Annotated in this window: 19 protein-coding genes and 1 pseudogene; 12 read left to right on the plus strand and 8 right to left on the minus strand. The window is 65.6% G+C overall.

The annotated features are described in order from the left end of the window. Nucleotides 1–7 precede the first annotated feature (7 nt). On the minus strand, nt 8–1,120 hold the full coding sequence (locus V8686_RS03185) for a pyridoxal-phosphate-dependent aminotransferase family protein (RefSeq protein ID WP_379702510.1): 1,113 nt from the start codon (nt 1,118–1,120) through the stop codon (nt 8–10). Between the two features lie 98 nt (nt 1,121–1,218). Next, nucleotides 1,219–1,809 carry a hypothetical protein gene (locus V8686_RS03190; protein WP_379702511.1) on the minus strand — a complete coding sequence of 197 codons (591 nt, stop codon included), beginning with the start codon at nt 1,807–1,809 and terminating at the stop codon, nt 1,219–1,221. A gap of 135 nt (nt 1,810–1,944) precedes the next feature. Here V8686_RS03190 and V8686_RS03195 point away from each other — a divergent pair, with 135 nt between their 5' ends. The 8 genes from V8686_RS03195 to V8686_RS03230 all read left to right on the plus strand — a co-directional run bounded on the left by V8686_RS03195 (nt 1,945) and on the right by V8686_RS03230 (nt 10,796). Next, entirely contained in the window at nt 1,945–3,210 is a 1,266-nt protein-coding gene (locus V8686_RS03195; protein ID WP_379702512.1) for an O-acetylhomoserine aminocarboxypropyltransferase/cysteine synthase family protein, read from the plus strand. Then, nucleotides 3,207–4,436: a homoserine O-acetyltransferase MetX gene (gene metX, locus V8686_RS03200; RefSeq protein ID WP_379702513.1), complete on the plus strand. Its 1,230-nt coding sequence runs from the start codon at nt 3,207–3,209 to the stop codon at nt 4,434–4,436. Before V8686_RS03195 ends, metX begins: the two co-directional genes overlap by 4 nt. Before the next feature lie 204 nt (nt 4,437–4,640). Next, nucleotides 4,641–5,945, plus strand: a complete 1,305-nt coding sequence (locus tag V8686_RS03205) for an ABC transporter substrate-binding protein (RefSeq protein WP_379702514.1) — start codon at nt 4,641–4,643, stop codon at nt 5,943–5,945. A gap of 66 nt (nt 5,946–6,011) precedes the next feature. Continuing rightward, nucleotides 6,012–6,953: a branched-chain amino acid ABC transporter permease gene (locus V8686_RS03210; protein ID WP_379702515.1), complete on the plus strand. Its 942-nt coding sequence runs from the start codon at nt 6,012–6,014 to the stop codon at nt 6,951–6,953. 6 nt (nt 6,954–6,959) lie between these two features. Continuing rightward, a complete protein-coding gene (locus V8686_RS03215) occupies nt 6,960–7,823 on the plus strand; it encodes a branched-chain amino acid ABC transporter permease (protein WP_379702516.1) in 864 nt (287 codons plus the stop codon). Beyond that, the gene (locus tag V8686_RS03220) at nt 7,820–8,584 is read left to right on the plus strand and encodes an ABC transporter ATP-binding protein (RefSeq protein ID WP_379702517.1); all 765 of its coding nucleotides are present in this window, start codon (nt 7,820–7,822) and stop codon (nt 8,582–8,584) included. The genes V8686_RS03215 and V8686_RS03220 overlap by 4 nt, the downstream gene beginning before the upstream one ends. Further along, complete coding sequence (locus V8686_RS03225) at nt 8,584–9,300, plus strand: ABC transporter ATP-binding protein (protein WP_379702518.1); 717 nt, start codon at nt 8,584–8,586, stop codon at nt 9,298–9,300. The genes V8686_RS03220 and V8686_RS03225 overlap by 1 nt, the downstream gene beginning before the upstream one ends. A gap of 194 nt (nt 9,301–9,494) precedes the next feature. Continuing rightward, entirely contained in the window at nt 9,495–10,796 is a 1,302-nt protein-coding gene (locus tag V8686_RS03230) for an O-acetylhomoserine aminocarboxypropyltransferase/cysteine synthase family protein (RefSeq protein WP_379702519.1), read from the plus strand. 1 nt (nt 10,797) lies between these two features. Here the strand turns inward: V8686_RS03230 and serB are convergent, their stop codons facing one another. Beyond that, the gene (gene serB, locus V8686_RS03235; RefSeq protein ID WP_379702521.1) at nt 10,798–11,436 is read right to left on the minus strand and encodes a phosphoserine phosphatase SerB; all 639 of its coding nucleotides are present in this window, start codon (nt 11,434–11,436) and stop codon (nt 10,798–10,800) included. A 94-nt stretch (nt 11,437–11,530) separates the two neighbouring features. Here serB and V8686_RS03240 point away from each other — a divergent pair, with 94 nt between their 5' ends. Then, nucleotides 11,531–12,571 carry a sensor histidine kinase gene (locus V8686_RS03240; protein ID WP_379702522.1) on the plus strand — a complete coding sequence of 347 codons (1,041 nt, stop codon included), beginning with the start codon at nt 11,531–11,533 and terminating at the stop codon, nt 12,569–12,571. A 25-nt stretch (nt 12,572–12,596) separates the two neighbouring features. Then, entirely contained in the window at nt 12,597–14,216 is a 1,620-nt protein-coding gene (gene serA / locus V8686_RS03245; RefSeq protein ID WP_379702523.1) for a phosphoglycerate dehydrogenase, read from the plus strand. Here serA and V8686_RS03250 read toward each other — a convergent pair. The 5 genes from V8686_RS03250 to V8686_RS03270 all read right to left on the minus strand — a co-directional run bounded on the left by V8686_RS03250 (nt 14,213) and on the right by V8686_RS03270 (nt 17,156). Next, nucleotides 14,213–14,536: a hypothetical protein gene (locus tag V8686_RS03250; protein ID WP_379702524.1), complete on the minus strand. Its 324-nt coding sequence runs from the start codon at nt 14,534–14,536 to the stop codon at nt 14,213–14,215. The genes serA and V8686_RS03250 overlap by 4 nt on opposite strands. Before the next feature lie 134 nt (nt 14,537–14,670). Further along, nucleotides 14,671–15,126, minus strand: coding sequence for a ferritin-like domain-containing protein (locus V8686_RS03255; RefSeq protein WP_379702525.1), 456 nt, complete (start codon nt 15,124–15,126; stop codon nt 14,671–14,673). Nucleotides 15,127–15,186: 60 nt separating this feature from the next. Beyond that, a complete protein-coding gene (gene thrC / locus V8686_RS03260) occupies nt 15,187–16,446 on the minus strand; it encodes a threonine synthase (RefSeq protein WP_379702526.1) in 1,260 nt (419 codons plus the stop codon). A gap of 40 nt (nt 16,447–16,486) precedes the next feature. Next, nucleotides 16,487–16,864: a helix-turn-helix domain-containing protein gene (locus V8686_RS03265; protein ID WP_379702527.1), complete on the minus strand. Its 378-nt coding sequence runs from the start codon at nt 16,862–16,864 to the stop codon at nt 16,487–16,489. A 55-nt stretch (nt 16,865–16,919) separates the two neighbouring features. Then, complete coding sequence (locus tag V8686_RS03270) at nt 16,920–17,156, minus strand: hypothetical protein (RefSeq protein ID WP_379702528.1); 237 nt, start codon at nt 17,154–17,156, stop codon at nt 16,920–16,922. A gap of 97 nt (nt 17,157–17,253) precedes the next feature. On the opposite strand from V8686_RS03270, the gene dgoD reads away from it, so the two are divergent. Beyond that, nucleotides 17,254–18,408: a galactonate dehydratase gene (dgoD, locus tag V8686_RS03275; RefSeq protein ID WP_379702529.1), complete on the plus strand. Its 1,155-nt coding sequence runs from the start codon at nt 17,254–17,256 to the stop codon at nt 18,406–18,408. A gap of 357 nt (nt 18,409–18,765) precedes the next feature. Then, a pseudogene (locus V8686_RS03280) lies at nt 18,766–19,011 on the plus strand (IS6 family transposase); the annotation flags it as partial. Between the last annotated feature and the right edge of the window lie 68 nt (nt 19,012–19,079).

Consider the following 19,079-nt stretch of genomic DNA (forward strand, 5'->3'; position numbering starts at 1 on the left):
CGGCCGACTACAGGTCGGCGACGTCCTCGATGGCGTCGGTCAGCGCTCGGATGCTCTCGACGGTGTGTTCACCCATGTGTCCGATGCGGAACGTCCTCTCGCCGAGCGCCGATCCGTAGCCGTTCGAGAAGACCATATCGTACTGCTCGGAGACGGCGTCGATGGTCTCGGCGACGTCGATGCCCTGCGTGTTCCGGATACAGCTCACCGTCCGTGACTCGTAGCCCTCCTCGGGGAACATCTCGAAGTGATCGCGCGCCCACTCGCGGGTGTACTCGGCCATCTCGCGGTGACGCCGGTCGCGCCCCTCGTGGCCCTCCGCCAGCATGTGTTTCATCTGCTCGCGGTAGGCCAGCATGACGGGGATGGCCGGCGTGGAGTGGGTCTGTCCCTTCCGGTCGTAGTAGTCGAGACACCGCTGGAAGCCGCCGTACCACGAGGCCGAATCCGTCTCGAGTTCGCGCTCGTAGGCGTCGTCGCTGACGACGCAGACGGCGAGCCCGGGGGGCATGGCGAAGGCCTTCTGGGTCGAGGCGAAGATGACGTCGATGTTGTGTTCGTCGATGTCGACGTAGTCGCCACCGAGCGACGAAACCGCGTCGACGACGAAGTAGGTGTCCGGATACTCGGCGACGACGTCGCCGATTTCCTCGACGGGATTGCGAACGCCGGTTGAACTCTCGTTCATCACGCAGGTGACGACGTCGTAGTCGGCGCCGGGTTCCTCGAGGGCCGCGCGCACGTCCTCGGGTTTGATCGCCTGTCCCCACTCGTACTCCAGTCGGTCGACGTCCTTGCCCAACCGTTCGGCCACGTTGGCGTGGCGTTCGCTGAAACTTCCGCAGGTCGGGACCAGAATCCGGTCGTCGACGAGATTGAGCGTCGACGCCTCCCAGAACTCCGTGCCCGACGCCGTCAGAACGATGACGTCGTTGTCGGTGCCGAGGAACTCCTTCGTGTCCTCGACGATGGTCGTATAGAGGTCCGTCATCCGGTCCATGCGGTGACCGAACATCGGCTGGCACATCGCCTCGATGACGTCCTCGCGCACCTCGGTCGGGCCGGGGATGTACAGCGTCTTGTCGGGGTAGTCGTCCGTGTACTCGCGTTTCTTCGTCATGGCACCACCTGGGTACGGGGTATCGGGTGGCGAGACGGCATGGTCCTTTTGATGCCGGGCGGGACGGGGAGACCGGGGACCAGTTCCAACGAGCCGTATCAGTCGGCCACCGCCGCGAGGTTGGCGGCGAGGCCGCTGAACAGGAGGAGCACCGTCACGCCGAGATTCGCCGCGTCGTTCGCGAACAGGAGGGGAACCAGCGCGATTTCGTCGGCGAACCCGTAGAGCACGCCACCGACGACGAGCGTGACGCCGACGAGGCCGAGAATGAGGCTGCCGATGGTCCCGAACCGGTGTGGCGTGTCGTCGCCGACCGTCGCCTCCGAGACGGCCTCGTGAATCGTCTCGCGGATGCTGTCGTCGACGTACGCCTGCAGCGTCTGCTCCGTTTCGTCGAGCTCCTCGGCGCGGGTCGCGAGTTCCCGTTCGCGCTCCTTGATGGCCACCTCCCGGTCGTCGAGTTCCGCCTCACGCTCTTCGATTCGCTGTGCTCGACCGTCGAGTTCTGCCTCGCGCTCGTCGAGTTGCTTGTCTCGGTTCCGAAGTTCGGTCTCGCGTTCGTCCAGTTCGGCGGCGAAATCCGCGAGTCCGCGTTTGCGCTGTGCTAACTCCCGCCGTTCGGCTTCGAGACTGTCATCGTCCGTCGAGTCGACGGGTTCGACGTGGGAGAACGGATCGTCGTCGCTCATGCTAGATACTTCCACCCACAGCATAAATATAGTTGTGCCAACACTTCCGCTGCGGGTCGGTCGTGGCGGTGCGGCGCGGATGGCCGTGTACGTAACTACCGGTTATAAGTTCTTTCGGGAATATGCACCCTACACATGACCGACGGCTTTCACACCCGAAGCCTCCACGCCGGGGGGGAACCGGACCCGGCGACGGGTGCGCGCGCGCCACCGATCTATCAGACCACGTCGTCCGTCTTCGACGACGCCGACGACGCCGCGGCGCGGTTCAGCCTCGACGTCGAGGAGAACATCTACTCGCGCTTCTCGAATCCGACGGTGCGGACCCTCGAACGCCGCCTCGCCTCCCTCTCCGGGGGGACCGACGCCGTCGCCACCGCGGCCGGCATGGCCGCCCTCGACGCCGCGACCAGCATCCTCGCCGAATCCGGCGACAACGTCGTCGCCTCCGCCGATATGTACGGCGGGACCAGCACCTACTTTTCGAAGATGGCCTCGCGCCGCGGAGTGGCGTTCCGGACCGTGGAGACGCTGGACTACGACGCCTACGCCGACGCCATCGACGACGACACCGCCTTCGTCCACGTCGAGACGCTCGCCAACCCGTCGCTGGTGACGCCGGACTTCGAACGCCTGGCCGACATCGCCCACGACCACGGTGTCCCCCTGTTCGTCGACAACACGTTCGCCACGCCGTACCTGTGTCGTCCCGTCGAACACGGGGCGGACCTCGTCTGGGAGTCGACGACGAAGTGGATCCACGGGTCGGGAACCACGCTCGGGGGGGTCCTCGTCGATGGCGGCACGTTCCCTTGGGACCACGCCGACGCCGACTACCCCGAACTCGCCGGGGAGAACCCGGCCTACGGCTTCGACTTCACCGAACGGTTCGGCGACCGGGCGTTCGCCGCCGCCGCGCGCTACCGGTCGCTCCGAAGCCTCGGTAACGGGCAGTCGCCGTTCGACGCCTGGGTCACGCTCCAGGGGCTGGAGACCCTCCCCCTGCGGATGGAGCGCCACTGTGAGAACGCCGAGACCGTCGCCGCGTTCCTCGACGATCACCCCGCAGTCGGGTGGGTGACGTATCCCGGTCTGGAGAGCCACGAGACCCACGGGAACGCGAGCGAGTACCTCGACGGCTACGGCGGAATGGTCACCTTCGGCCTCGCGGACGGCTTCGACGCCGCGAAAGGGCTGTGTGAGACGGTCGAACTGGCGAGTTTCCTCGCCAACATCGGCGACGCGAAGACGCTCGTCATCCACCCCGCCTCCACCACGCACTCGCAGTTGAGCGAGGACGAACAGCGCGCCGCGGGCGTCACGCCCGACATGATCCGCCTCTCGGTCGGACTGGAGGACAGCGCGGACGTCATCGCGGACCTGGAGCGGGGGCTGCGATGACGTCGGTCGAGAGCGGCACGCGGAACCTGGGTGAGTTCACCTTCGAGTGCGGGGAGTCCATCGACGACCTGCAGGTCGCCTACGAGGCGTACGGCGACTTCGAGGCCCACCCGGACGGCGGAAGCAACGCGGTGCTGATCTGTCACGCGCTCACCGGCAGCCAGAACGTCGCCAGCGCGGGACTGGCAGAAACCGCGGGCCAGGCGCGGGCGTGGTGGAACGACATCGTCGGTCCCGGGAAGGCCATCGACACCACGGAGTACTACGTCGTCTGCGCGAACGTCCTCGGGTCCTGTTACGGGTCGTCGGGACCGCCGGCCGAGAACCCCGACACCGACGAGCCCTGGGGGACCGACTTCCCGCCCGTGACCGTCGGCGACTGGACTCGCAGTCAGCGCCGTCTGCTCGACGACCTGGGCGTCGGTCGCCTGCACGCCGTCGTCGGCGGGAGCGCCGGCGGCATGAACGTCCTCGACTGGGCGGTACAGTATCCCGACGACGTGGCGCGGATCGCTCCCGTCGCGGCCGCCGCCCGCCTCGATGCGCAGTGTCTCGCTCTCGACGCCATCGCCCGCCGAGCCATCACCACCGACGATGCCTGGCAGGGCGGGGACTACTACGGCGGCGAGACGCCGACCGACGGCCTCGCGCTCGCCCGACAGATCGGTCACGTGATGTATCTCTCGAAGACGTCGATGCGCGAGAAGTTCGGTCGCCGGGCGGCCGGCCGCGACGCCGTCCGGTCCTTTCCCGCCGACCGCGCCGCCGCCTTCTTCCCCTACCGCGAGGTGGAATCCTACCTCGACTACCAGGCCGAGAAGTTCGTCGACCGATTCGATCCCAACTCCTACCTCTATCTGACCCGGGCGATGGACGACTACGACCTCAGCGAGGGGTACGAGGGGGACGCCGATGCCCTCGCCGCCTTCGAGGGCGAGACGCTGCTCATGTCCTTCACCGGCGACTGGCACTTCACCGTGTCCCAGTCCGAATCGCTTGCCGAAGCGTGCCGGACGGCCGGCGTCCCCGTCGCCCACCACGTCGTCGAGTCGGACCACGGCCACGACGCCTTCCTCGTCGAACCCGAGAAGGTCGGCCCACCGCTCCGTGACTTCCTCGCGGACGGGCTGGAGGGACGCGCCGTCCACGACACCACCACGGCGGACGAGGAAGCGGAGGAAGACGACGACTTCGCACCCGTCCACAACTCGCTTTTCGGCGGGTAACGCGCCAGTTCGGGCGTCACACTGGGTCGAAAAACGGACCGCCACCAAACAGCGACGCTTGGTAGTCTCCTGGCGAATCAAGTAGAGTGATTGATAGTTAATAATTATTCACAATAGGCGTAGAATTAACGCTACATGAGTCCTGTTCTCACAGACCAATACCACAATAATTAATGCGGGTGAATCGTTCCAGTTTTGACTGGAATGTCCGACCACAGCGTTCGACGGCGGCGGTTCGTCAAGGCAGCAGGTACTGCAGGCATCGTCGGCCTCGCTGGTTGTTCCGGTGGGGGCGGCGATGGCGATGGCGATGGCGGCGATGGCGATGGCGGCGGCGGCGATGGCGGCGGTGGCGATGGCGGCGGTGGCAGCGGTGGCGACTCCATTCTCGTCGGAACCCTCGCCCCATTCAGCCAGGGTCTCGGCTGGGTCGGGCCGAACGCCGCACGTGGTCGCGATGTCGCCCTCGCAGATATCAACGACGCCGGCCTCCTCGGAAGCGAGGTCGAAGTCAACGAACAGGACACGGAGACGACGCCCCAGGCGGCCATCTCCGGGTTCAACACGCTCGACGATGCCGGCGTCGTGGCGACGCTCGGCCCGTCGAGTACGGTGATGCCGAACCTCTTCCAGCCGATCAAGGACGCAAGCCTCCCGACGCTCTCCGTCTCCGCGGGGACGACCCAGATGGACGACGTCGGCGGCCCCGGCGAATACCTCTGGCGGACGGTGCCCAGCGACTCCATCGCCGGCCGCGCCCAGGGGCAGTACGCCCTCGACAACGACTACAACCAGATGGCGGTCACGTACAAGGACGACAAGGGGTCCCAGAGCTTCTCGGCGGCCGTGGCCGACTACTTCACCGGCCAGGGCGGCGAGCAAGTCGCTGACGTCGCGCTGGGCGTCAACGCCGACTCCTACCGGAGCGAGATCCAGGAGATTGCCGACTCCGGCGCCGACGTCATCTCCATGACCGCCGGCACGGAAGTGTCCGCGCTGTTCATGCGCAACTATCTGGAGGCCGGCCTGGACATCCCCATCTTCATCGGGAACGACGTGGTCACGGCGGACTTCATCGAGCGCATCGGCCCGGACGCGATGGCGGAGGCACCGATCTTCGGCCAGGCACCGGCTCCCGGCCCGTCGTACGAATCCTTCGCCGAGCGACATCAGGAGATGCACGGCCAGGCCCCCGGCACGTTCACCGCCGCCGGCTACGACGCGATGAACCTCATCGCGCTGGCGGCCCAGCGCGCCGGCGAGGCCACCCGTCAGGCCATCACGGACAATATCAACTCGGTGGCCCGTCCCGAGGGCACCGAAGTCACCACGTTCTCCGAGGGCAAGGAGGAGCTCGAAGCCGGCAACGAGATCAACTACCAAGGCGCCTCGAACCCGCAGAACTTCGACGAGAACGGCGACCCCGTCGGGCCGTTCTCCGTCCTCGAAGTCGGGGGCGGCGAGTGGACCGAGGTGACGACGTTCTCGGCCGAGGAACTGACCACCTGACGACCGTCTGCGACGTCCGCAGACGCCACACACCTTCAGTAGCAAACATATGCACCACATCACACTATGGCACTCGTAGACCTGTTGCTGGTCGTCGGCATCATCGCTGGCGTCTACTCGCTGCTGGCGATCGGCATGAACATGCACTGGGGCGACACGGGACTGCTGAACTTCGCGCACGCGGCCTTCTTCGCGGTCGGTGCGTACACGTCGGCGATCCTCACGACACCGCCGGCGACGGGCGATCTGGCGACGCGTGTCGTCGGGTTCAACCTCCCGATCATCGTGGGACTACTCGCTGGAACCGCCCTCGCCGGAGTCGTCGGCCTGCTGATCGCCGTCACCAGCGTCCGCCTCGAAGGCGACTACCTGGCGATGGTGACGCTGAGTGCTGCGGAACTCATCCGGCTGATGATCCACAACGAGGCGTGGCTGACGACGGGGGCTCAGACGCTGAAGAACATCCCCCGCCCGCTCAGCGGGGTGGTTCCCGTCAGCTACGACCTCTTCTACTTCGTCCTCGTGTGGGCCACCGTCGGCGTCTGCTACCTGCTGTTCACGCGGCTGTCGCGAAGTCCGTTCGGTCGGGTTCTCCACGCGATCCGCGAGAACGACGACGTTCCGCTCGCACTCGGCAAAAACACCACCGTGTTCAAGCTGAAATCGTTCGGTATCGGGGCCGCCGTCGCGGGGCTTGCCGGCGGCCTGTGGGCTCACTACGTCTACGCGATCTCGTCGATCATGTTCCTGCCCAGCATCACCTTCCTGATCTGGGCGGCGGTCATCATCGGCGGGGCCGGGAGCTACGGCGGCGCGATCCTAGGGGCGACTGTCATCGTGTTCCTCCGGCAGATCACGCGGTTCATCCCTGGCGACGTACCATTCGGCGACCAGCTCTCGTACATCCGGCTGATGGTCGTGGGCGCGGTGTTGATCCTCGTCCTCTACTACCGGCCGGAGGGGCTGCTCGGCGACGCCGAACGACTGCAAGCCGGCACTTCGGAGTGATCATCGATGGTACTTGACCCACAACTCGTCTGGAACGGACTGGTCGTCGGAAGCATCATCGCCGTCTCGGCGCTGGGACTGACGCTCATCTTCGGCATTCTCAACTTCATCAACATCGCGTACGGGGACTACATGGCCGCCGGCGCGTACGTCGCCTGGGCGGTCAACGCACAGATCGGCCTCCCGCTCGGGGTCGCCATCGTCGCCGGCATCCTCACCATGTCGGTCGGGGCGGTCGTCCTCGATAAAATCGTGTTCCAGCATTTCAGAACCCGGAGCCCGATCACGTTGCTCATCGTCTCCATCGGACTGGCTTTCATCATTCGGAACTTCATCCGTGCCATCTGGGGTCCGAGCGGCCACTTCTACGACCTGCCGATGGAGGCCAACCCGTCGTTTGCTGGGGTCAGATTCAGCGTCGAGCAGGTGGCCATCATGGTCGTCAGCATGCTGTTGCTGCTGGGCGTCTACCTCCTGCTCCGGCGGACGCGGATCGGCATCGCGATGCGGGCAGCATCCGACGACCGGATGCTCTCTCGCATCCGCGGGGTCGACACCGAAAAACTCGTCCTCTACGTCTGGTTGATCGGCGGTGCGATCGCCGGGCTGGGTGGTATCATGCTCGGTCTCGACGCACAGCTCCGTCCGAACATGGGCTTTACCGCCCTGATTCCGATCTTCGCGGCGGTCATCCTGGGTGGGATCGGTGATCCCAAGGGAGCCGTCGCAGGCGGATACACCATCGGCGTCGCACAGGAAGTGAGCGTCGCTGTCATCCCGTCCGAGTACAAGTTCGGCGTCGGACTGCTGGCGTTGATCGTCGGTCTACTCACACGTCCGGACGGTCTGTTCGGGGAGGCGACGCGATGACGCTGCTCGAAGCCCGCGGCCTCCGGAAGACGTTCGGTGGGATCGTCGCCGTCGACGACGTCTCCTTCGAGGTCGACCGCAGGGAGATCGTCGGCGTCATCGGCCCGAACGGCGCCGGCAAGTCGACGACGTTCAAGCTGCTGGCGGGGTTCCACCGCCCCGACGAGGGGATCGTCAGGTTCGACGGCGAAGAGGTGACCGACTTGGGACCGGAAAAGCGCGCCCAGCGTGGCATGGTTCGGACGTTCCAGATCGCACAGGAACTCACGGGAATGCGAGTGATGGAGAACATGCTGCTCGCGGCACAGAACCACCCCGGCGAGAAAGTGCTCGCTGCGGCCGCGAACACCAGTAGCGTCCGCGACTACGAGAGTGACGCCCGTGACCGGGCAGAGGAACTGTTGAAGTTCCTCGAACTCTGGGATCTGCGCGAGGAGTACGCCGGGAACCTCTCCGGTGGCCAGCGGAAGCTACTGGAGTTGGGACGGGCGCTGATGGCCGAACCGGACCTCCTGTTGCTCGACGAGCCGATGGCCGGGGTGAACCCCGACCTGACCGACCGGCTCCTGCAGCGCATCATGGAGTTGCGCGACGAGCGCGACATGACGTTCCTCGTCGTGGAACACGACATCGAGGCGATCATGCGCATCTCCGATACCGTCATCGGGATGCACGACGGCAAGGTGCTCTCGAAGGGAACTCCGGAGGAAGTGCAGTCCGACGAGCGGATGCTCGAAGCGTATCTGGGAGGTGACGTCTAATGTTACTCGAACTGGAGAACGTCGTCAGCGGCTACGGGGACGCCATCATCGTCCACGGCGTCGATATGGGCGTCGAGGACGGAGAGATGGTCACGATTATCGGTCCGAACGGCGCCGGCAAGTCCACGCTCCTGAAGACGATCGTCGGCGTCGTCCAACCTCGCGAGGGGGCGATCAGGTTCGACGGCACGGACATCGCGGGACTGCCACCGGAGAAAATCGTCAAACACGGCATCTGCTACGTCAGACAGAACGACAACATCTTCCCAAACCTCTCGGTCATGGAGAATCTGAAGATGGGTGCGTGGCCGGCCGAGGGGGAAGACTGGTTCGACTTCGGCGACCGTCTCGAAGAGGTGTACCAGCAGTTCCCCATCCTCGAGGAGCGGGCCGATCAGCGGGCTGGCTCTCTCAGCGGCGGGCAACAGCAGATGGTCGCGATGGGTACCGCGATGATACTCGATCCGGACCTACTCGTCCTCGACGAGCCGTCGGCGGGGCTCGCCCCGAAGCTCGTCGAGGAGGTGTTCGAAAAAATCGTCGAGATCAACGACGCCGGCACGACCACCCTGATGGTCGAACAGAACGCGCGGGCCGCACTCGAACGCTCCGACCGCGGTATCGTCCTCGACATGGGAGAAAACGAGTTCGAGGGGACCGGCGGGGAACTCCTCGACAGCGACGAGGTAGCCGAACTCTATCTCGGGACTGACTGATTCGCCGCCGCGTGGGAGCCTCCACTTCGAGGGTTGCCTCGACGGCCCCGGAAGTTCCCGATCGAAAAAGACGGACAGTCGACCCCGTCAACAACTCGCTTTTCGGCGGATAAGGGATACGTCGCGAGTCACAGACAGCGGCAGGGCCTGCACAGGTCCGTCGGTTTTACCACCTCGGGATCGAACACCCGCGCATGGCAGACGACGGAAACGACGACGGACCCGGATTCTACACGCGAAGCCTCCACGCCGGTCAGTCGCCCGACCCCTCGACGGGAGCACGGGCGCCGCCCATCTACCAGACCACCTCCTACGTCTTCGACGACGCCGAGGACGCCGCGGAGCAGTTCGCCCTCGAGAAGGAGGGCCACATCTACTCGCGGCTGATGAACCCGACGGTCGGGACCCTCCAGGAACGACTGGCCTCCCTGGAAGGCGGCGTCGGCGCCGCCGCCACCGCGTCGGGTATGGCCGCCCTCGACCTCGCGACGTTCCTCCTCGCGGAGGCGGGGGACAACATCGTCACCGCCTCGGCGCTGTACGGCGGCACGTACACCTACCTCACCCACTCCGTCGAGCGTCGCGGGATCACGACCCGCTTCGTCGACACCCTGGACTACGACGCCTACGAGGCGGCCATCGACGACGACACCGCCTACGTCCACCTCGAAACCATCGGCAACCCCGCCCTGATCACCCCGGACATCGAGCGAATCGCCGACATCGCCCACGACCACGGCACCCCCCTGTTCGTCGACAACACGTTCGCCACGCCGTATCTGTGCCGGCCACTGGAACACGGCGCGGACCTCGTCTGGGACTCGACGACGAAGTGGCTCCACGGATCGGGATCGACCGTCGGCGGGATTCTCGTCGACGGCGGCACGTTCGACTGGGGCGAGTACGCCGAGGACTACCCCGAAATCGGACGGTCGAACCCCGCCTACCACGGCGTCAACTTCCACGAGACGTTCGCCCCCGCGGGCTTCACCTACGCCGCCATCGCCCGCGGCCTGCGTGACCTCGGCAACACGCAGTCGCCGTTCGACGCCTGGGTCACGCTCCAGAAACTGGAGTCGTTCCCGATGCGGATGGAGCGCCACTGCGAGAACGCGATGGCCGTCGCCGAGTTCCTCGCGGACCACCCCGCAGTCGAGTGGGTGACGTATCCCGGGCTGGAGTCCCACGAGACTCACGAGAACGCGAGCGAGTACCTCGACGGCGGCTACGGCGGGATGATCACCTTCGGCCTCTCCGCGGGCTACGAGGCCGCGAAGGGTACCGTCAACAACGTCGAACTCGCCTCGCTACTCGCGAACGTCGGCGACGCGAAGACGCTCGTCATCCACCCCGCGTCCACCACCCACCAGCAGTTGACCGACGAGGAACAGGCCGCGGCGGGCGTCACGCCCGACATGATCCGCCTCTCGGTCGGACTGGAGGACGTCGAGGACATCGTCGCCGACCTCGATCGGGCCATCGACGCCGCGACGTAACTCACTCGAGCAGTCCGCGCTCCGCGAACACCTTCTCCAGCCGGCTCATCGACGCCACCACCACGTCGCAGGCGGGGCGTACCGCGGGTTTGGGGAGGAAGCCGACCGACAGTCCCGCCACCTCCAGCATGGGGAGGTCGTTGGCGCCGTCGCCGACGGCGACGGTCCGCGAGAGCGGCAGGTCGCGGTCGGCGGCCAGGTCCTCCAGCGCCTCGTCTTTCGTCCCCTCGATCAGCGGCCCCTCGACGGCGCCGGTGAGGTGGTCGCCGCTGGCGGGCAGGCGGTTGGCGACGACGGTGTCGACCGCGATACCCTCACGGTCGAGGGCGCGTTCGACGCCGCGTTCGAACCCACCGGTGAGGATGGCCGTGTGGTGGCCGGCATCGTTCAGACGGGCGAGCAGGTCGGCGGCGCCCGGGCGCAAGCGCACCTGCCCGAAGGCGTCGTCCGCACGCTCCAGCCCCAGTCCCTCCAACAGGGATGCCCGCTCACGCAGGCTCTCGGCGTAGCTGAGTTCGTCGTTCATCGCCCGTTCGGTAATCGAGGCCATCCGGTCGGCGACCCCACACTGCTCCCCGAGCAGGACCGTCATCTCGGAATCGGAAAGCGTTCCGTCGAAGTCGAAGGCGACGAGTCGCATACCGATCCGTCGCCGGCCGAGGGTTTGAATCCCCCGACAGCCTCGGCAACGCTTAACAGGGAGCCGGTGGGGGTACGAGGTACGACGCACCACGATGTTCGATGTTCCCCGCCCGCTGAAACGATGGTCGCTCGCAGTCACCGGGGGCTGTCTCGCCACCATGCCGGGCGTGCGACTGCTCGTCGCCACCGACTGGGTGGCGGCGGTGCTCGAAGGTGCGGTACCCCTCCTCCTGTTCGTCGGTGTGACCTACGCCGGGGTGTCCTACGCGCACCGGAAGTCGCCGCGATTCACGGCCGTCGTGACGGGGTGGACGCTCTCGGTCGTGGCGGGGATGGTCGTGGTCGCGCTCTGGATTACCACCCTCGCCCACCTGGCCGCCGCGGACCTCGCGTTCGGTGCCCTGACACCCATCGTCACTTCGGTCGGCGCCCTCGCCGGGCTGTGGCTGGGGACGAACAACGCACGGTGGCGAGAACGGGAGCACCGGCTTCGTCGGGAGCGTGAACGCATCGACTTCCTGAACGAACTGCTCAGACACTACGTGTTGAACGCCGCACAGGTGATCGTCGGGCGTGCGGATCTGCTGGCGGGGCGGACCGACGACGAGAACGCGACGATCATCGCCGAGACGGGACGGCGGATGGCCAGACACGTCCAGCAGATGCGGGCGCTGGTGTCGAGCGACGGAGCACCGTGGCCGGTCGACCTCGGGACGGCGGTGCGGGAGGCGCGTGGGAGCCTCGACTCGAACGCGCGACTGGTGACGCAGGTTCCCGACCCCTGCCCGGTGCTCGCCGACGACGCCCTCGACGTGTTGATCGAGGGACTGCTCTTGCAGGCGGTCGACCGGGCGGGCGGCGAGGCGGTGACGATTCGACTCGGCGCGACCCGAACCGACGGCGGCGTGACCGTGACCGTCGACGACGACGCGGCCGAACCGGCCGTCGAGGCGGTCGATCCGGAGACCATCGACACGGACAACGGCGTCCTCCAGTTCCAGCAGTATTTGGTGGTGACGCTGACCGAACGTTACGGCGGAGAGGTGGCGGTGACGAACGACGAGGACGGGGCCCGGATCGAGATCTGGCTGCCATCGCCCGAATCACGCGAAGACGCGTTTGGAAACCCTTAACAGCCGCCCTCGGGTCGGTTCGAGTATGAAGGTACTCGTCACGGACCCGATTGCCGACGCAGGGCTGGACCGCCTTCGCGACGCAGGCCACGAGGTGGAGACGGCATACGACGTGGAGGGCTCCGCCCTGCTCGACGCCGTCGCGGACGCAAACGCGCTCGTGGTGCGGTCGGGGACGGACGTGACCGAAGCGGTGTTCGAGGCGGCGCCGAACCTGATCATCGTCGGGCGGGCGGGCATCGGCGTCGACAACATCGACATCGACGCCGCGACCGATCACGGCGTCATCGTCGCCAACGCGCCCGAGGGGAACGTCCGTGCGGCGGCCGAACACACCGTCGCGATGGCCTTCGCCACCGCCCGCTCCATCCCGCAGGCCCACGCCCGCCTGCGGGCCGGCGAGTGGGCGAAAAGCGACTACCTCGGCACCGAACTCAACGCCAAGACGCTCGGTATCGTCGGCCTCGGCCGGGTCGGACAGGAGGTGGCGAAGCGGCTGGGGTCGCTCGGCATGAATCTCGTCGCCTACGACCCCTACATCGGCGAGGAGCGGGCCGATCAGATCGGCGCCGAACTCGTCGAGTTCGAGGCCTGTCTGAAACACGCCGACTTCCTGACGGTCCACACGCCGCTGACGCCGGAGACGGAGGGCATGATCGCCGAGGACGAACTCGCGCTGATGGAGGGCGGCTACCTCGTCAACTGCGCCCGCGGCGGCGTCGTCGACGAGACGGCGCTCGCAGCGGCGGTGGAAGACGGCACGCTCGCCGGAGCGGCGGTCGACGTGTTCGCCGACGAACCCGTCTCCCCGGACAACCCGCTGCTCGCCGTCGACGACGTGGTCGTCACGCCCCATCTCGGCGCAGCGACGGAGGCGGCACAGGAACACGTCGCCACGAGCATCGCGGATCAGGTCGTCGCGGCGTTCAACGACGAACCCGTCGCGAACGCGCTGAACGCGCCCTCCATCGACGAGAGCGCGTTTCCCCGCGTCCAGCCGTACATCGAACTCGCGGAGACGGCCGGAAAGGTCGCGGCTCAGATGTTCGACGGCCGCATCTCGGAGGTTCGGGTGCGCTACGAGGGCGACATCGCGGGCGAGGACGTGGAGTTCGTCACCGCGAGCGGACTCAAGGGTGTGTTCGAACCGCTCGAGTGGCAGGTGAACGCCGTCAACGCCCCAAAAATCGCCGAGGAGCGGGGCATCGAGGTGACGGAGGAGAAGACCCGACAGAGCGAGGACTTCCAGAGCCTCGTCACCGTCACCGTCGGCGACGGCACCGACTCGGTCGGCGTCTGTGGCACCCTCTTTGCCGGGGACGACCCCCGGATCGTCCGCATCGACGGCTACCGCGTCGACGCCGTCCCGCACGGTCAGATGCTCGTCGTTCGCAACTACGACCGTCCCGGCGTTCTCGGGCTGATCGGAACCGTCCTCGGCGACAACGACGTCAACATCGCGGGGATGTTCAACGGTCGCGAGACGCTCGGCGGGGAGGCGATGACGGTGTACAACCTCGACGAACCCGTCCCCGAAGGCGTGGTAGGACAGATCCGGGCCGACGAGCGGATCATCGAGGTGAAACAGATCACGCTCGGCAACGGCGAGGACGCCGACACCGACACCGACACCGCGGACGACTAGAGGCCGAGAAAGCGCGCGATCCGACCGAGGGCGTCGGCGTCACGGGCCGGTGACGGCCCGCCGTCGCCGACGTCAGCTTCGGCGTCGGACGCTGGGCCGTCCGCGGTCCGTTGCTGATCGAGCAGCTGCTCGTACCGCTCGACGATCCGCTCGTTCTCGAGACGCTGTTGTTCGATTGCGGCGCGGAGGGCCTCGTTTTCCCGCTCCAGTTCGGCGATGCGTCTGCGTGCGTCGGGGGCGGCGTCGGCGGCGTCGCGCGAGGACGACGGCCCGGCGCGACCGCTACTGACCGTCCCGGTCGGAAGGCCGCTCGGAACCATATATGTTACCTCATCACACACGGGCAAAAAGGCTCGTCAGACGGACGTCGAACGAGCGCGCTCGCGGGGACGAGTACCGACGGTGCACCGCGACGACACGGCGAACCGCCGGTGAACGGTGACGACAGCCCGTATCAGTCGCTCCGGTACTCCTTCTGGAACCCGTGGAACTCGGTCCGATGGGCCTCCTCGTCGGAGAGAATCGTCACGGCGAGGTCCTCGGTGACGGGGTCGTTCGCCGCCTCGGCCGCCTCGATCAGGTCACGGTAGGTGGCGATTGCGTCCTCCTCGGCGTCGAGGACGCCGTCGATGACGGCGAGGACGTCGGTCGAATCCGCGGGCGGCTGGAGGGAGTCCTGCCGGGCGGTGAACTCCGCGGACCCGGGGGGACGCGCGTCCAGTTGTTTGAGCCGCTGACCGAGCTGCTCGGCGTGGTTCAGCTCCTCCTGAATGTCCTGCCGGAGGCTCTCTTTGATCTCCTCGGCCCGGACGCCGTCGAGGACGATCGCGTTCGTCTGATAGTTCATCACCGTCTCGATCTCGTCGGAGTAGGCCTTTCGCAACAGGTCGACTACGCGGTCCATGGTCATACGTGTCCACAATTGGTGCGTAGCGACAAAGGCGTTCCCTCCGTCCGACCGGTCGGCGCGCTACTCCGCGATGTGAGCCAGCACGGCTTCGGTGTCGTTCGGGACGGGTTCGGGGTCGTTGCCGGCGGCGAAGGCGGCGTCGGGGTCCTTCAGCAGGTGTCCGGTGGTGAGACAGACGACCTGTTCGTCGTCGTCGACGACGCCCCGGTCGCGGAGTCTACGAAGCCCGGCGATGGACGTCGCCGAGGCGGGTTCGACGCCGACGCCCTCGGCGGCGAGCGCGCGCTGGGCGTCGGTGATCTCCTCGTCGGGGACGGCGACGGCGGTACCGCCCGTCTCGCGGATGCCCGGCAGCGCCTTCGGTGCGTTCACCGGGTTGCCGATGCGGATGGCGGTGGCGATGGTCTCGACGTCGGGCCAGCGACGAATCTCGTCGTTACCCTCCTCGATGGCTTCGACCATCGGCGCCGCGCCCTCGGCCTGCACGCCCGTCAGTTTCGGCACGTCCTCGGGGTCGAGTGCGCCGCTCTGGACGAGTTCGCGGAAGCACTTGTACAGCGCCGAGGTGTTGCCCGCGTTGCCGACCGGCAGGACGATCCGATCCGGATAGGTGCCGTGGTCCTGCCGGAACTCCTCGAGGATTTCGAGGCCGATGGTCTTCTGACCCTCCAGTCGGAAGGGGTTGAGCGAGTTGAGCAGGTACACCTCGCCCCGGGCGGCGAGGTCCTGGACGATGTCGAGGCAGTCGTCGAAGTTACCGTCGACTTCGAGGATACGGGCGTCGTGGAGGGCGGCCTGGGCGATTTTGCCGGCTGCGACCTTGCCCGCCGGCAGGAGGACGAGCGTCCCCATCCCGCCGCGGGCGCCGTAGGCCGCGAGGGCGGCGCTGGTGTTCCCCGTCGACGCGCAGGCGAGACGTCCCACGCCGAGTTCCTTCGCGACACGGACGCCGACGGTCATGCCCCGGTCCTTGAAACTTCCCGTCGGGTTCATGCCCTCGTGTTTGATTCGGAGGCGGTCGACGCCGACGTCCGCCTCCAGTCGGGGGACGTGGTGGAGCGGCGTATCGCCCTCGGGGAGCGAGACTCCCTCCTCGAAGGGGAGCGCAGCCGCGTAGCGCCAGACGCCGCGCCCCTCGAAGTCCTCGAAGGTCGGCGGGTCGGCGTAGCGGACTTCGAGCAGGCCGTCACAGTGATCGCAGGTGTATCGGATCGCCGAGAAGGGCGCGAACGTCTCGCCGCACTCGATACACGCGAGCCAGACGCCGTCGTCGGCGGTGGCCGGTGCCGACGGGGGGGCCGCGGTCAGGTCGAGACTCATTGGTGGTCGCACGTACCGCTGAGGGAAAAACGGGACGGGTTCACTCGCGCGCCGTCCCGAAGCCGTCGATGGCGTCGTGGACTTGGTCGACCCACTCGTCGAGGGTCCGGTGCATCAGCTCCTTGGCCTCCGGAAGCGGCGTCGCGGTGTACTGGTAGACGTAGCCGCCCGGGTCGAGCAAGCGACGCTCCCGGTCGACTAGGTCCTTCTCGAGGAGCGTCGTCAACGATCGGTTGACGTTGCTCCGGTCGCGGTCGAGTTCCTCGGCGAGTTCCGCCACCGTGCTCCCGGGGTTGTCGAGGAGCACCAGATACGTCCGGCTCTCGTGGTCCTGAATCCCGAAGACACAGGAGAGGACGTGCTGGAAGCTCGGCTCCTCGACGCCGACCAGCTCCTCGATGTCGGGCGCGTCTGCCATACGGCCAGTTCGCCGCGAACGACGTTAAAACTGCGCCACGGCCGCGTCGCTTGCCTTATTCGTCCCGGCCGTACCCCATATTCTCGATACAGGTCCGCATCTCGTCGACCGACTCGTGTTTGTGGAGCGTCGTCGGCGTGTCACAGTAGTAGGTCGTGCCGTCGTGACGGAGCGTCACCTCGTGGATGCCGCCGAGCATCTCGACGCGGACGACGAGACGCTGACCGTCGTCGAGGGCGTCGAGAATCTCCGTGGCCGTCAGTTCGCCGGCCTCGACCGTGCGGGTGGGCATGACGGGACGTGGAACGGCAACGACTAAATGTTCCCGTTGCGCGCATAGTCAAAAAATTTATAAGTTGTACTGGGAACGTCACATATAAGTAAATCATATGACAGAGATCATCGACTATGAACTCTATAGGGTTCCACCCCGCTGGTTATTTCTCAAGCTAGAGACGAGCGATGGTACAGTCGGATGGGGAGAACCCGTAATCGAAGGAAAAGCGGGACCGGTTGCTGCCGCCGTCCGCCAACTCATAGAGAGGCATCTGCTACACGAAGATCCGGCGCCAGTTGAGGAGCATTGGCAAGTACTGTATAGAGGGGGATTTTATCGGGGGGGACCAATCTTGATGAGTGCAATCTCGGGCATCGATCAGGCACTCTGGGATATAAAAGGGAAACAGGTGGGTAAACCCGTTTACGAACTTCTAGGCGGGCCCGTCCGTGACCAGATGCGTGTGTACCAATGGGTGACCGGTGAGACGATTGACGAGGTTACGGAGGATGCTATCGAGAAGGTCGAGGAGGGGTTTACAGCTGTCAAGATGTTGGCGACTGACGGACTCGAACGGGTAGAATCGCCCGCCCAGATCGAAACGGCCCGTGATCGGGTCGCTGCAGTCAGAGATGCGGTCGGGAACGGGGTTGATGTCGGTGTTGACTTGCACGGTCGGGCCACGAAAACGGTAGCAAAACAGCTCGTCACGGAGCTTGAGCCACTTAAGCCGATGTTCGTCGAAGAACCCGTAGTACCCGAACATTCGGATGCAATTGGGGAGATCGCAAAGCATACTACTATCCCCATTGCGACTGGCGAGCGTCTCTTTTCGCGATGGGATTTCAAACCCCTATTTGAAGCGGGCCATATCGACATCATCCAGCCTGACCTCTCGCATGCCGGTGGCATCACTGAAGTGCGAAAAATCGCAACAATGGCAGAAGCCTACGATATCAGCGTTGCACCCCACTGTCCACTTGGGCCGGTCGCCCTCGCGTCCTCGGTACAGGTCAATGCGACAGTGCCCAATGCATTCATCCAGGAACAAAGTCTGAATATGCAGTACAATGACCGAGGGGGGCTCCGAGAATACCTGTCTAATCCCCACGTTCTCGACTACAGTGGAGGAAAAATGGAACTTCCAAGCGGTCCCGGGTTGGGGGTCAAAATTGACGAAGAGAGAGTGAAACTACGTAGCGAAGACGATTCAGAATGGTCTCCGCCATTATGGCGAACCGATGACGGCGTACTCACGGAGTGGTGAGCTGCAGGGCTGGAGTAACGCTGTACTCAGAGTTGTCGTGTTGACTGGTCCGTGTCCGAGGGGAGTCGACTCCTAGGCGTGACACCGGAGTGCCGCGCCACGCGGCACCCGAAAACGCCCACATAGGTGAATCGCTGCGTCACGCACAGGCATCCCGGGTGAACGGACTGTGTATCTTGAAAGGAGAGGCGTCGCGTTTTCTGAGTATCCCGCGCCCGAAAGCGCTCGCATCAGCGCCGTCACCGGCGGAATAGCGTTAGACGGTGTGGAACGGGAGGCAACACTGCGGCCGTTGACGACGCTCAGTATCCAGCTTGATCTTGCTGGATTATCACGAACCAACGTTATCGTACTCGTTTCCGCGAAGTACGCGAGAAACACGACGTTGACGACGGGGTGTCTCTCGTTGCTGGCGCAACTCCGCTGAACGACGCGTGCCGTCGTCACGGCCTCGATTTCGGAGACGAGCGCCACGGAAATCGCACCGGTGTCGAACGTACCTTTCGAGAAACGAGCTGTCGAATTGCCAGTTTCTCGAACTGTGTTAGCAACGCCGAAGCAGAAACGGCAAACGAGTGGCTCAGATCCTTCGCCTTCGCATAGAAGCAACTGCTCCGAACAGCACCTGCGCTGTTTTGATTGGTATTCTGTCCAGCCATCACGTCCACAGT

It is taken from the genome of Haloplanus litoreus, assembly GCF_045690335.1.
Lineage (GTDB): Archaea > Halobacteriota > Halobacteria > Halobacteriales > Haloferacaceae > Haloplanus > Haloplanus litoreus.

Coding starts and splice junctions, on each gene's coding strand:
- V8686_RS03225 (WP_379702518.1), top strand. CDS start 8,584: ATGTTACTCGAACTGGAGAACGTCGTCAGCGGCTACGGGGACGCCATC.
- V8686_RS03190 (WP_379702511.1), bottom strand. CDS start 1,809: ATGAGCGACGACGATCCGTTCTCCCACGTCGAACCCGTCGACTCGACG.
- V8686_RS03210 (WP_379702515.1), top strand. CDS start 6,012: ATGGCACTCGTAGACCTGTTGCTGGTCGTCGGCATCATCGCTGGCGTC.
- V8686_RS03185 (WP_379702510.1), bottom strand. CDS start 1,120: ATGACGAAGAAACGCGAGTACACGGACGACTACCCCGACAAGACGCTG.
- V8686_RS03250 (WP_379702524.1), bottom strand. CDS start 14,536: ATGGTTCCGAGCGGCCTTCCGACCGGGACGGTCAGTAGCGGTCGCGCC.
- serA (WP_379702523.1), top strand. CDS start 12,597: ATGAAGGTACTCGTCACGGACCCGATTGCCGACGCAGGGCTGGACCGC.
- V8686_RS03220 (WP_379702517.1), top strand. CDS start 7,820: ATGACGCTGCTCGAAGCCCGCGGCCTCCGGAAGACGTTCGGTGGGATC.
- V8686_RS03230 (WP_379702519.1), top strand. CDS start 9,495: ATGGCAGACGACGGAAACGACGACGGACCCGGATTCTACACGCGAAGC.
- serB (WP_379702521.1), bottom strand. CDS start 11,436: ATGCGACTCGTCGCCTTCGACTTCGACGGAACGCTTTCCGATTCCGAG.
- metX (WP_379702513.1), top strand. CDS start 3,207: ATGACGTCGGTCGAGAGCGGCACGCGGAACCTGGGTGAGTTCACCTTC.
- V8686_RS03215 (WP_379702516.1), top strand. CDS start 6,960: ATGGTACTTGACCCACAACTCGTCTGGAACGGACTGGTCGTCGGAAGC.
- dgoD (WP_379702529.1), top strand. CDS start 17,254: ATGACAGAGATCATCGACTATGAACTCTATAGGGTTCCACCCCGCTGG.
- V8686_RS03205 (WP_379702514.1), top strand. CDS start 4,641: ATGTCCGACCACAGCGTTCGACGGCGGCGGTTCGTCAAGGCAGCAGGT.
- V8686_RS03255 (WP_379702525.1), bottom strand. CDS start 15,126: ATGACCATGGACCGCGTAGTCGACCTGTTGCGAAAGGCCTACTCCGAC.
- thrC (WP_379702526.1), bottom strand. CDS start 16,446: ATGAGTCTCGACCTGACCGCGGCCCCCCCGTCGGCACCGGCCACCGCC.
- V8686_RS03270 (WP_379702528.1), bottom strand. CDS start 17,156: ATGCCCACCCGCACGGTCGAGGCCGGCGAACTGACGGCCACGGAGATT.
- V8686_RS03195 (WP_379702512.1), top strand. CDS start 1,945: ATGACCGACGGCTTTCACACCCGAAGCCTCCACGCCGGGGGGGAACCG.
- V8686_RS03240 (WP_379702522.1), top strand. CDS start 11,531: ATGTTCGATGTTCCCCGCCCGCTGAAACGATGGTCGCTCGCAGTCACC.
- V8686_RS03265 (WP_379702527.1), bottom strand. CDS start 16,864: ATGGCAGACGCGCCCGACATCGAGGAGCTGGTCGGCGTCGAGGAGCCG.